Below are 12,675 nucleotides of genomic sequence, written 5' to 3' on the forward strand. Positions count from 1 at the left end.
TAAAAAAAAATAGATGAAGAAAGCAACACTAGTATCGGCGATACTATTTTTCTTTTACAGCTTACATTCCTTTTCACAGCAAAAATACACACTAAGCGGAACCATTACGGAAGAAAGTAGTAATGAAACCTTAATTGGCGTAACCGTAGCCTTTCCGTCTTTGGGTACAGGCGTGGTGACCAATGAATATGGTTTTTATTCCATAACAGTTCCCGAGGGCGCATATCAAATCGTGGTGAATTATTTGGGCTTCCAAGATATTGTTCGTTCCGTAAGCCTGACTTCCAACACTAAAATGGATTTTAAGCTTACAGAAGCTGCCGAACAATTGGACGAGGTTGTGGTAACCCAGGATGTTGAGCGAATGGATATTCGAAAACCGCAAATGAGCGTTAACAGCTTATCCGTAGAAACCATCAAAAAAATTCCCGTTATTCTTGGAGAGGCCGATATTATAAAATCGATACTACTGTTACCCGGTGTTACAAATGCCGGTGAGGGTGCATCTGGTTTTAATGTTCGAGGAGGCTCCGTAGACCAGAATCTTATTCTTTTGGATGAGGCCATCATTTTTAATTCCTCCCACTTATTTGGCTTCTTTTCCGTTTTTAATCCAGATGCCATTAAGGACATCAAACTATATAAAGGAGGGATTCCAGCGCGTTATGGAGGTAGGGTCTCATCCGTTCTGGATATCTTTCAAAAAGAAGGAAATAGCAAAGAGTTAAAGGTAAACGGTGGTATTGGCGCTGTTGCCAGTCGGCTTTTGATCGAGGGACCCATAAAAAAGGATAAAGCAGCGTTCTTAATAGGCGGTAGGGGCTCTTATGCACACTTGTTCCTTCCGTTGTTCGACCTGGACAATACCGCATACTTCTATGACCTAAACACCAAACTTAGTTATAACGTAAACGACAAGAATAGTATATTTCTCTCCGGTTATTTTGGTAGGGACGTATTTGGTATTAGCGAGAGCTTTGTAAACACATACGGGAATGCTGTAGGTAATTTTAGATGGAACCATCTATTTTCCGATAAACTTTTTTCTAACTTATCCTTGATCTATTCCGATTACTATTATGGCTTAAAACTAGATTTTGTTGGGTTCAATTGGAATTCGGGCATCCAAAATTTCAACGTAAAATATGACCTTAAACACTACCTGAACGATAAATTACAGGTAAACTATGGCGTTAACAACATCTATTACCAATTCAACCCCGGAAAAATTGAACCCAGTAACGATACTTCTGGCATCGTAGAAGACCAGCTTACCCAAAAGTATGCCAATGAATTTGCGGCTTATGTAGATATTGAACATCGCGTTACGGATGATCTTAGCTTGGGGTACGGCCTTCGGTTTAGTAACTTTATGAGGCTGGGACAGCAAGAACTTAACGTTTATGAAAATGACAATCCTGTCCGTTTTGATCCTGTTTTATCCATTTATCAAGAAGCGGATCCTATTGAAGTTATAAATCCAGGAAGAAAAGGCAGTTTGGCTACGTTCAACAACTTTGAGCCACGACTATCCATGTCGTATACACTAAACAGCGATAGTTCGGTTAAAGCGAGCTATACGCGTTTGGCACAGTACTTACATCTGCTATCCAACACGAACTCCCCCACTCCCTTGGATGTATGGACACCTAGTGGCCCTTTTATACAACCACAGTTATTGGACCAGTACGCGCTTGGTTATTTTAAGAACATTGCCAACGGTACCTATTCTTTTGAGACCGAGGTATTTTATAAAGATGTACAAAACAGGATAGATTATATAGACGGTGCCAACCTGATTGCCAATGATGCTATTGAACAAGTAATTCTAAATGGGGAAGCTAGGGCGTACGGACTAGAAGTATTGTTCAGAAAAAATGAAGGTAGATTGCAAGGATGGCTAGCCTATACCCTATCCAAATCGGAACAGCGAACCCCGGGTAGAACAGCAGCGGAAACCGGAATTAACCTTGGGGAGTGGTACAACACCCCCTATGACAAGCCGCATGACCTTTCCTTGTTCGCAAGTTATGATCTTAGCGAAAAATGGAGTATCAACAGTAATTTCGTTTATCAAACCGGGCAACCTACCAATTTTCCTATAGGACAGTTCGAATTTCAAGGGTTAACCGTACCTTATTATGGACTCAGAAACGAACAACGTTTACCGGACTACCACAGAATAGATCTATCGGCAACCTTGACCCCAAAAAAGAACAAAACAAGAAAAATGCAAGGAGAATGGGTGTTTAGCCTTTACAACCTATACAACCGAAGAAATGCAGCCTCCATTAATTTCCGTAGAAATCAGGATACCGGTGCAAACGAAGCGGTAAGGACCTCCATTTTTGGCCTCGTTCCGGCGGTGACTTATAATTTTAAATTTTAATACCATGCATAAATATACCTACATACTTGCCATCCTGTTTATTTTTATAAGCTGTGAAGATGTTATAGATGTGGAGCTTGATACTGAACCGTCCCGCCTTAATGTAGACGCCGTAATTCGCCTAGACACTAGCAAAAGCATCACAACAGCAACGGTGAAAGTTGGGCTCAGTAGTTCTTTTTTTGAAGAAAACCAAGCCGTATCCGTTGATCGAATAGTGATTGAGAATGCAGAATATCAAGGAACCGACGCAGGGGACCAAAATACCTTAGTGTTTAACGAAACCGAAACCGGTGTGTACGAGGCATCCAAGAATACCGCTTTCTTTACCTCGGGAGCGCTCGTTATGACCATAAATTATGAAGGTGCTGTTTTTGAAGCTAAAACTAACTTTACACCCTCGGTCCCCTTTGATAGTCTTGTTCAAGGAGATGCGGTGCTATTTTCTGGGGACGAAACCGAAATTGTGGTGTCATTTACCGATATCCCGGATATGGATAATTTTTATGTTTTCGATTTCGACTTTAACGAATTTCTGGTTTCGGAAGATGAATTTTATCCAGGCCAACGATTTGAGTTCTCGTATTTTTACGAAGACTTAGAACCTGGTTCCAGACTAAATATCAGTATTTTAGGAGCAGACGAAGGTTTTTTCAACTATATGAACCAGCTTATCGTGCAATCGGGCGGCAATCAAGGACCTTTTCAAACCCCGTTGGGAACCGTTAGGGGAAATTTTACCAATGTGAGCGAAACTAAGGAGGTAGATCGTCGTACTAATTTTGCTTTAGGTTATTTTGCGGTTGTTCAGGAATTTAAAGAAACGATAACTATCCAATAAAGCAGTAGTTATGGATAAACACCAATAACCTTATGAGAACAGATAAAGATATTTTGGTCAAAGGCCTTAAATTATTGGCCTATACGGTGCTGTTGATGTTTTCTGCACCCATCGTAATTTGGCAAGCCTTTAAAAATGAAGAACACCCGTTTTATTGGCCGGTACTTATTGTTGGAATCATATTGGCCATTACTGCCGTAGGCATGGGTTTTAAGGGAATAATGACCATAATGGAATCCCTTTTTGGGAAAAAGAAAAAGAATTAATTTTTAGATGGTTTTCTCCATTTATTAGTCAGATCGGCATAGTTGTAATCCAATACACTCTCCTGCCGATCCAGCCTTCCGGAAGAAAAAGCGCGCTGTAGAATATCCTCGATAAGATAATCTTCTTCTACCATATTCGGATGAAACTCTTCCTTTATACTTATTTTGAACATTTTGGCCGTAGTGTTGTACCAAAAAGCCCGCCAGCCGTTCCTAAGTTCCTTTACAAGGTCAAAGGCCGTTGTTCCGGTCTGCCGGTAAATTAGTTTTACAAGTATTTGACCCTCTGTTCTGGTGAGTTTCTTTAACTCTTCGGAAAACTCGCCTTCAATATACTTCTGTACTTTTTTGGTGTATTTTTTACGTTTTCTAGGTTTTTTAATCACCTTTAGGCTGTCGTTAAGTTCAACCAAACGCTCTGCGGCCAATTTCGCATACGGATATACTTTGTGGGTTTTTCTTCTTAGGATATAGTACCGTAATTTATCCTTATGCGAATCAAATTTCAACTTCCCAAAAACAAAGGTTTCCTGCAAGTCAATAGAGCTTCTAAAGACAGAATCCCCTTCTATGATGATTAATTTTTCGGATACGGAATCCAATACCTGCTCTGGCACCTGAGCCTTCGCTTTAAGAATCCCTATCGCGATAAAAAACACTAAAACACTTCTTTGTACCATGGTTTCGTTACTGCAAATGTCTTGCCAAAATTAACGATAATTGAAGCACTATAGTATTCAAAAAACAAGTGAATATTGTTAAGTTTGTAGTAAATAAACTAAACATGGCTAAAAAAGATATCATCAATAAAAAATCGCTCGATTTTTTTGAAAAATACTTAAACAATGCAGCCCCCACAGGTTACGAGTGGGAAGGCCAAAAAATATGGATGGACTACCTAAGACCCTACGTAGACACCTTTATTACGGATACCTATGGTACCGCTGTCGGGGTCATAAACCCTGATGCCAAATATAAAGTGGTTATTGAAGGACATTCCGATGAAATTTCTTGGTACGTAAATTATATAACGGACAACGGTTTGCTTTATGTAATAAGGAACGGCGGTAGCGACCATCAAATCGCGCCTTCTAAATGGGTCAACATACATACTAAAAATGGTATTGTTAAGGGAGTTTTTGGATGGCCTGCCATACATACCAGAAAAAATGAAAAGGAAGAACCGCCCAAATTAGATAATATCTTTATAGATATAGGTGCAAAAGATAAGGAAGAAGTTGAAAAAATGGGCGTTCATGTGGGTTGTGTCATTACTTATCCGGATACATTTCAGGTATTGAACAAGAATAAATTTGTTTGTAGGGCTATAGATAACCGTGCAGGCGGATTTATGATCGCAGAAGTGGCCAGACTATTGCACGAAAACAAGAAAACCCTTCCGTTTGGACTATATATTACCAATTCGGTACAGGAAGAAATAGGGTTACGCGGAGCAGAAATGATTACCCAGACCATAAAGCCCGATGTTGCCATCATTACCGATGTATGCCACGATACGACAACTCCAATGATCGAGAAGAAAACCCAAGGACATACAGAAATGGGTTCCGGTCCGGTAATTTCATACGCTCCGGCGGTACAAAACAAACTACGGGAACGGATTTTGGAAACAGCGGAGGCCAAGAAGATTCCTTTTCAGCGCATGGCAGCTTCTAGAGCTACCGGTACGGATACCGATGCCTTTGCCTACAGCAATGGCGGTGTTGCCTCGGCATTGATATCTTTACCTCTGCGTTACATGCACACGACGGTAGAAACCGTTCACAAGGATGATGTAGAAAATGTAATCCGATTGATATATGAAACACTGTTGACCATAAAAGAAGGGGAAACCTTTAGTTATTTCGACTAACTCAAATCTAAGCCCTTCTGTTCAGGAAGGGCTTTTTTATATGGATGAACTTTTGGATATTATAGATACGAACGGCAATCCCACCGGAACCACCGCGCTCAAGTCAAAAGCGCACCGTTTAGGACTTTTTCATGCTACAGTGCATATATGGTTCTATACAAAAAACGGGGACGTCCTTTTGCAGCAACGAGCACAAAACAAGGATACCTATCCCCTACTTTGGGATGTTTCGGTCGCCGGCCATGTGGGTTCCGGTGAAACCGTAGCACTATCGGCAATTCGCGAAATTAAAGAAGAAATCGGACTTACGGTACGAGAAGCGAACCTAGAAAAAATTGGTGTTTTTAAGTCGATGCAAAAACATCACGACACCCTGATCGATAATGAATTTCACCATACCTTCCTTTCTGAATTAAAGGTAACTTTACAAGCGCTAGAAAAACAAGAAAACGAAGTAACCGATTTAAAGTTGCTATCCATATCCGAATTTGAAAAAGAACTCTTTACTTCTAACATTCAATATAGAAACTATGTTCCTCATTCCAGCGCCTACTATAAAACCGTCATAGCCACGATTAAAACAAAACTATAGCTCCGATATAAAGGTACCTACGGCATCAAGACGATATGTCTTTTGCTCTCCGGTTTTCATATTCTTGGCAACAAAAGCGCCGTTGCTTAGCTCCTCTGTTCCCAAAAGTATGACAAAAGGTACCTTGCGATTGTTGGCATATTTAAATTGCTTTTGAATCTTGGTGTTGGATGGGTATACATCTGCCTTAATACCAGACTTTCGTAGCTCGCTCGTCAATTTCAAGGAAGTCAGGGCCTCTTTTTCGCCAAAATTCAAACAAAGGACATCCAAGGATTTTTCCAGGGATTTTGGGAACAAGTTTAACTCTTCCAACACCAAGTAGATGCGGTCCAGTCCAAAGGAGATCCCTACACCGCTAACATTTTTTAACCCAAAAATACCGGTAAGGTCATCATAGCGACCGCCTCCGCCAATAGACCCCATGGAAACCCCATCTGGCGCACTCACCTCAAAAATAGCACCCGTGTAATAGTTTAGCCCTCTCGCGAGGGTAACATCGATGGATAGTTGTGCTGTTTGCAAACCTAGTTCGTCAATACTCTCTATGATATATCGGAGCTCAGCCACTCCTTTACTGCCTTCCTCAGAGTTTTGAAGTAATGTTTCAAGGCTGTCTAATTGCGATGTATTACTGCCTTTTAATGTAAATAAAGGAGCTGACTTTTCAATGGCCGTATCCGAAATACCTTTCTCCCGCATTTCTTTTTTAACGCCTTCCTCCCCTATTTTATCCAACTTGTCCAAGGCCACCGTAAAATCGATCAATAAGTCTTTTGCGCCTATAACCTCTGCAATGCCCGCCAAAATTTTCCGGTTGTTCAGCTTTATGGTAACTCCGGTGAGTTGCAGCGCCGTGAATACGGTATCATACAGTTGTACCAATTCCACTTCTTGTAACAGGGAATCGGACCCTACTACATCTGCATCACATTGATAAAATTCCCTAAATCTTCCTTTTTGTGGTCTATCTGCGCGCCATACGGGCTGAATCTGGTAACGCTTAAAGGGAAAGTCGATTTCGTTCTGGTGCATCACTACGTAGCGCGCAAAGGGAACAGTAAGGTCATAGCGCAGCGCTTTTTCTGTAATCTTTGGTGCAAGAGAACTCGAGTTTTTAGAGCTGTAGGTAACGTCATCTACTTTGCTGATAAAATCCCCAGAATTCAAGATCTTAAATATCAGCCGGTCGCCCTCTTCTCCGTACTTTCCTAAAAGCGTATCCGAGTTTTCGAACGAAGGTGTTTCTATGGGCTGATAGCCAAAGTTTTGAAAGTGGGTTTTAACGATATCGAAAATATAGTTTCGCTTACTTATTTCATGCGGAGTAAAATCACGTGTTCCCTTGGGTATTGAAGGTTTCTGTGCCATTCGTTTTTGTTGCTGTTAACGGCTATTGAGACAGGCCCAAACTACCGAAATCAAAATTCATTAAATTATCAATAACAAATATACTCCTACCCAACCTGCTTTGCAACGTAGTAGAAAATTTATACAAAACCACTTTAGCATATTAGGATTACACACGATTAGTAAACCGTAACACTTTAGGTTCCTAAAACATCTAAGTGTTATGCTCAACAGTAAGCGTTCCCCCTTTGGGGGCTAGGGGGCTTTTAAGGGGCCGTGTTTTCCATCATTGATTGAAACCACTTGTACAAATCCCCTTTAGTAATAACGGCTCCTTGTTGGATCAACTGAAACTTATCCAGGTTCTTGTCCTCCGTATAGGCTTTGGACGCTGTCATATATTCTACAAAATCCGATTGCCAGTTTTTTTTGAACCAGCTAAAACCAATTTCCGTGGTTAAATCTATTTTGGGGTTCATGACCTTCACGGCAATGAGTTTCATTTCTTTATCCGTTAACTCGAACAAGTGCATTTGTTGTGCGGAGATGTTTTCCAAATACACCACCTTGCTCAATACACCTTCCCAAATAAGGTCACTAAAGACATCCAATTCATCTTCGGCCACTTCTGGAGTATCTCTTTTTATCTTGGCCCATTCCTCACCTGTGATGGACTGTGTTGCCAAAAAATTGATGAATTCTGGCTCCAATTCTTGTAGCTGTTCTTTTGTAAGTCGCGCGTACTTCATTGTCATAAAAACAAAATAAGCCCTCCAGAAAACTGAAAGGCTTATGGATTCTAAATACTAAAATTACTTCTTCTCAGCTACCACTTCAAAAGGGAAGTCTACAACTACCTCTCTGTGTAATCTGATCTGTGCGTTGTAAGGCCCTGTTCTTTTAACGGAACCACCTTGTATGCTAATAAACTTTCTGTCTATATCGTGACCTTCCTTAGCAATGGCCTCGGCCAAATCGGAGGTGGTTACCGAACCAAAAAGTTTGTCTCCCGCGCCGGTTTTCGCAGCTATCTTTAATTCCAATGCTTTAAGGGTATCGGCAACTTTGTTAGCGGCATCAACTACTTTCTTTTCTTTATGCGCTCTTTGCCTTAGGTTCTCTGCCAATACTTTCTTGGCAGAGGATGTAGCCATTGCGGCCAAACCGTTGGGAATAAGGTAATTTCTACCGTATCCGTTTTTTACAGTTACTACATCGTCTTTAAAACCTAGGTTTTGTACGTCTTCTTTTAATATAAGCTCCATGATTCTCTTCTTATTATTTTAATAAATCACCAACATAAGGCATCAAAGCCAAGTGACGTGCTCTTTTAACGGCCTGTGCTACTTTTCGCTGAAACTTCAAAGAAGTTCCCGTAAGTCTTCTAGGCAACAATTTACCCTGCTCGTTTACCAATTTCATAAGAAAGTCTGCATCCTTGTAATCAACATATTTGATTCCGGATTTCTTAAACCTACAATATTTCTTCTTGGTGTTGGTTTCAATATTCAATGGAGTTAAATACCTGATTTCCCCATCTTTTTTACCTTTTGCCTGTTGTTGTAATGTTGACATAGTACTTAAGCTTTAGCGGTTTTGTTTCTTGTTCTTCTTTTTTCTGCCCATGCAACTGCGTGTTTGTCCAGTTTAACGGTCAAAAAGCGCATTACACGTTCATCTCTTCTAAACTCTTGCTCATAAGGTAATACTACCTGGCCAAGGTCCGTGAATTCGAACAAGTGGTAAAAACCACTTTTTTTGTTTTGGATGGGATAAGCCAATTTTTTAAGGCCCCAATTCTCTTTGGAGACCATTTTGGCTCCATTCTTAATTAAGAAATCTTCAAATTTCTTAACTGTTTCCTCTATCTGTACATCAGATAGAACGGGATTCAAAATGAAAACAGTTTCGTAATGGTTCATATATATAATTTTTGTTTTAAAGAGTGCAAAAATAGCCATTATTTTAAAATATGTATAAGAAAAGATAAAAATCTTCGTTATAGCTTGGAAGAATATATAAATTGAACAAACCAAATCTTAATCTATTGTCATCACCATTTACACAATTAACACTACATTGTTTACATCTTTTGTTGCAGTTTGTCGTGTTTTTTCGGTTATTTGTCGATGATTTAACCCCACAAATCAGCCCTTATGAAGTTAAGAAGTATTATCGTTGACGACTCGTCCATGCAAAGGATGGCCGTCGCAAAGTTGGTGAACAACCACCCCAACTTAGCAATGGTAGCGGAATACAGCAATGCTATTGAAGCTAAGAACGGTATCAAAAACAATGAAATAGACCTAATATTTCTCGATGTTGAAATGCCGATTATCACAGGATTTGACCTACTCGAGTCCCTAGATAACAGTCCTCAGGTAATTTTGATTACCGGTAAACCAGATTATGCCCTTAGAGCGTTCGAGTACGATGTTACCGATTATTTGCACAAACCCATTACCATGGCCCGTTTTGATGCATCCGTTAAAAGAGCGGTGGCAAAATACGAGCAAGCGAACAGGGTTCTGGAAGACGAAGAGCACATCTTTGTAAAGAGTAATTTAAAGAAAAGAAAGGTTATCTTAAACGATATCAAGTGGATAGAAGCTTTAGGCGACTACATAAAGTTGGTAACGGATGAAGCCAATATCGTAATCTTATCAACAATGAAGTCTTTTGAAAAGCAACTCCCGGAGGATAAGTTTTTACGCATACACAAATCCTATATCGTTAATTTGGAGAAAGTTGAAAAATTCAACAGTAAGAACGTTGAAGTTAGCGGACGCTCTATTCCTTTAAGTAGAAACAAAAAGACCGAGTTGGCGGAAGCCCTTAGTAACGTATAGTTTTTATATGATATAAAATTACTTTAAAAAGAAACCGCCCAACGGCGGTTTCTTTTTTTATATATGGTCCACATTGTAAACGACCCTAACACTACGGTACATGGATATCGCATTAAAAGACTTTTCTATTCTTTTAATATGTTGCTTTTTTCTGGCAGCGGATTCCTTTTTATCCATCTTTACCAATACATGTTTTAGATATTGATTACGGATTCTGGCAACCGGCGGATATTCCGGCCCTAACACGTTCCCACCAAAATTAGTTTTGAGCGCACTAGAAAACCAGTCCGCCGCCTCGTTGAGCACATTATAATTTTTATGTTTGAAAGTAATCTTGATAATTCTGTTCACGGGCGGATATTTAAACTGTTCCCGTTCATATATTTGTTCTTCGAACATGTTGTCATATTCCCCAGTGGTGACTTGTTTTAAAATCTGATGGTAAGGGTTGTAGGTCTGTATGATCACTTTGCCCCTCTTTTTGGTCCGTCCTGCCCTGCCCGCTACCTGGGTGAGCAATTGAAAACTTCGTTCATGTGCCCTGTAATCGGGAAAATTCAAAAGCGCATCCGCATTCATAACCCCAACTAAGCTTACATTTCTGAAATCCAAACCTTTGGTAAGCATTTGTGTTCCAACAAGTATGTCCAATTGTTGCTGCTCAAAACGGGTAATGATTTTCTCATAAGCATGTTTTCCGCGGGTCGTATCTAGATCCATGCGATCGACTTTGGCTTCGGGGAATAACTTAATGACCTCTTGTTCTATCTGTTGTGTTCCGAAACCCTTGGTATCCAAATCTGGACTGCCACAGGCCAAACAACTTTCCGGCAATGCGGAATGATGTCCACAGTAATGACATCGCAACTGTTTTCTAAACTGATGGTATGTAAGGCTTACGTCACAATTAGGACATTGTGGGGTATGTCCGCAGGTTAAGCACTCCAAAACGGGAGCATAACCTCTTCTGTTCTGAAAAAGAATAATTTGTTCCCCAGCTTCCAGGGCCTCTGTCATTTCTTCTAACAAACGCTCGGAAAAATGGCCTTTCATTCGTTTTTTTCGCTGTGCTTCTTTAATATCTACCAGTTCCATATCCGGCATGAGCACATTACCGTACCTTCTTGTGATTTCCGCATAACCGTACTTCCCCATTTTTACATTATGGTAACTCTCTATACTAGGTGTGGCGGAACCTAGCAAAATTTTTGATGTATGCATACTTCCGAGCACAATGGCCGCATCTCGTGCATGGTAGCGCGGAGCCGGGTCAAATTGTTTAAAGGAACTTTCATGCTCCTCATCGACTAGCAACAAGCCCAAATCCGAAAAGGGAAGGAACATGGCCGATCTTGCACCGATAACTATTTGTGCCTTATTTTTCGCCAACAATACATTATTCCAGACCTCTACCCGTTCTTGGACATTATATTTGGAATGGTAAATCGCAATTTTTTCTCCAAAATATTCCTGTAACCTGGAAATTAATTGTGTGGTCAACGCAATTTCCGGCAATAAATAGAGTACCTGTTTTTTTAGTGCTAGGCACTCTTCTATCAATTTTACATAGACTTCTGTCTTTCCGGAGGAAGTAACCCCTTTTAATAAAGTGACCTTATCCGCATCAAAGGCGGTTTTAATATCGTTGAGTGCTTGTTCTTGATAGCTGTTCAGTTCTTTTACGGCGGAAACATCCCGAGTACCGTCAAAGTCCACCCGATCTACCCGGATGCTATACTCTTCTAAAATCCCTTTATCTACCAAGGCTTTTATAACCGCTTTGGAACTATTACCGGCTTGCTCCAGCTCCGAGGTAGAAATTGGTTTCTTACTTGTAGCCTGCAACTGGAACAGTGCCAATACAACCTGACTCTGTTTTGGTGCTCTGGTCAAGGATTCCAATAGTGTTTCCAAGGCCTCATCGGACGAATGCGCTATTCCCAGCCGAACATACTTGACCAGTTTAGGCTTGTATTGCTCAAAAACCTCCTCTTTTAACTTGATGACGTTCTTTGCCAGAAGTCGGTTTAAAATAGGTAATACGTTTTTCCGATCAACAATAGCGGCCACTTCGTGTACTTTTAATACAGATTGATGCTGCAAGGCTTCGAATACCAAAAACTCATCGTCCTTCAAATCTTGCTCATCTATCTCTGCATCCCTATTGCGCAGTACCAGGGTTTCGCTTTCCAAAAGAAATGCTCCGGGAAGCGCACTTCGTACCACCTCTCCCAAGGTACACATATAATAGTCGGCGATCCATTGCCAATGTTTCAATTGAATTTGGGTGACAATAGGTGTGTCATCTAGTATTTGATGTATTTCTTTGGCCTCATATACCTCCGGTGCCGTGGTATGAACGCTAAGTACGATTCCCGTATATATTTTTGATTTACCGAACGGCACCGAAACCCGCATGCCAGGTTGCAGTAATTTTGCCTCGGGGGCGGAAACACTGTAGGTAAAATGCCTTTCTAAGGGAATAGGTAAAACAAGATTTATAAAATGTGCCATA

13 protein-coding genes are annotated in these 12,675 nt (G+C 40.6%); 6 read left to right on the forward strand and 7 right to left on the reverse strand.

Annotation, left to right across the window (positions count from 1 at the left end):
• Nucleotides 1-13 precede the first annotated feature (13 nt).
• Genes ACFQZJ_RS09590 through ACFQZJ_RS09600 form a run of 3 tightly spaced genes read left to right on the forward strand, consistent with a single transcriptional unit; the run spans nt 14 to nt 3,496 of the window.
• Nucleotides 14-2,389 carry a TonB-dependent receptor gene (locus ACFQZJ_RS09590; RefSeq protein ID WP_379934148.1) on the forward strand — a complete coding sequence of 792 codons (2,376 nt, stop codon included), beginning with the start codon at nt 14-16 and terminating at the stop codon, nt 2,387-2,389.
• Between the two features lie 4 nt (nt 2,390-2,393).
• Nucleotides 2,394-3,230, forward strand: a complete 837-nt coding sequence (locus tag ACFQZJ_RS09595) for a hypothetical protein (protein ID WP_379934149.1) — start codon at nt 2,394-2,396, stop codon at nt 3,228-3,230.
• 32 nt (nt 3,231-3,262) lie between these two features.
• Nucleotides 3,263-3,496, forward strand: coding sequence for a DUF6095 family protein (locus ACFQZJ_RS09600; protein WP_379934150.1), 234 nt, complete (start codon nt 3,263-3,265; stop codon nt 3,494-3,496).
• Here ACFQZJ_RS09600 and ACFQZJ_RS09605 read toward each other — a convergent pair.
• Nucleotides 3,493-4,176, reverse strand: a complete 684-nt coding sequence (locus ACFQZJ_RS09605) for a DUF4294 domain-containing protein (protein ID WP_379934151.1) — start codon at nt 4,174-4,176, stop codon at nt 3,493-3,495. The two genes, ACFQZJ_RS09600 and ACFQZJ_RS09605, sit on opposite strands and share 4 nt — an antisense overlap.
• Before the next feature lie 104 nt (nt 4,177-4,280).
• Here ACFQZJ_RS09605 and ACFQZJ_RS09610 point away from each other — a divergent pair, with 104 nt between their 5' ends.
• Together ACFQZJ_RS09610 and ACFQZJ_RS09615 are read left to right on the forward strand one after the other, a co-directional pair.
• A complete protein-coding gene (locus ACFQZJ_RS09610) occupies nt 4,281-5,369 on the forward strand; it encodes a M42 family metallopeptidase (protein WP_379934152.1) in 1,089 nt (362 codons plus the stop codon).
• 40 nt (nt 5,370-5,409) lie between these two features.
• Complete coding sequence (locus ACFQZJ_RS09615; RefSeq protein WP_379934153.1) at nt 5,410-5,961, forward strand: NUDIX hydrolase; 552 nt, start codon at nt 5,410-5,412, stop codon at nt 5,959-5,961.
• Here ACFQZJ_RS09615 and hisS read toward each other — a convergent pair.
• The 5 genes from hisS to rpsF all read right to left on the reverse strand — a co-directional run bounded on the left by hisS (nt 5,956) and on the right by rpsF (nt 9,233).
• Complete coding sequence (hisS, locus tag ACFQZJ_RS09620; RefSeq protein WP_379934154.1) at nt 5,956-7,332, reverse strand: histidine--tRNA ligase; 1,377 nt, start codon at nt 7,330-7,332, stop codon at nt 5,956-5,958. The genes ACFQZJ_RS09615 and hisS overlap by 6 nt on opposite strands.
• A gap of 245 nt (nt 7,333-7,577) precedes the next feature.
• A complete protein-coding gene (locus tag ACFQZJ_RS09625) occupies nt 7,578-8,060 on the reverse strand; it encodes a DUF6495 family protein (protein WP_379934432.1) in 483 nt (160 codons plus the stop codon).
• A 63-nt stretch (nt 8,061-8,123) separates the two neighbouring features.
• Complete coding sequence (gene rplI, locus ACFQZJ_RS09630) at nt 8,124-8,576, reverse strand: 50S ribosomal protein L9 (protein ID WP_379934155.1); 453 nt, start codon at nt 8,574-8,576, stop codon at nt 8,124-8,126.
• Between the two features lie 13 nt (nt 8,577-8,589).
• A complete protein-coding gene (gene rpsR / locus ACFQZJ_RS09635; protein WP_027075749.1) occupies nt 8,590-8,886 on the reverse strand; it encodes a 30S ribosomal protein S18 in 297 nt (98 codons plus the stop codon).
• A gap of 5 nt (nt 8,887-8,891) precedes the next feature.
• The gene (gene rpsF / locus ACFQZJ_RS09640; RefSeq protein WP_379934157.1) at nt 8,892-9,233 is read right to left on the reverse strand and encodes a 30S ribosomal protein S6; all 342 of its coding nucleotides are present in this window, start codon (nt 9,231-9,233) and stop codon (nt 8,892-8,894) included.
• A gap of 234 nt (nt 9,234-9,467) precedes the next feature.
• On the opposite strand from rpsF, the gene ACFQZJ_RS09645 reads away from it, so the two are divergent.
• Nucleotides 9,468-10,160, forward strand: coding sequence for a LytR/AlgR family response regulator transcription factor (locus ACFQZJ_RS09645; protein ID WP_379934159.1), 693 nt, complete (start codon nt 9,468-9,470; stop codon nt 10,158-10,160).
• Between the two features lie 57 nt (nt 10,161-10,217).
• On the opposite strand, the gene priA is transcribed toward ACFQZJ_RS09645, so the two are convergent.
• On the reverse strand, nt 10,218-12,674 hold the full coding sequence (priA, locus tag ACFQZJ_RS09650; protein ID WP_379934161.1) for a replication restart helicase PriA: 2,457 nt from the start codon (nt 12,672-12,674) through the stop codon (nt 10,218-10,220).
• Between the last annotated feature and the right edge of the window lies 1 nt (nt 12,675).

It is taken from the genome of Maribacter chungangensis (assembly GCF_042676845.1).
Lineage (GTDB): Bacteria > Bacteroidota > Bacteroidia > Flavobacteriales > Flavobacteriaceae > Maribacter > Maribacter chungangensis.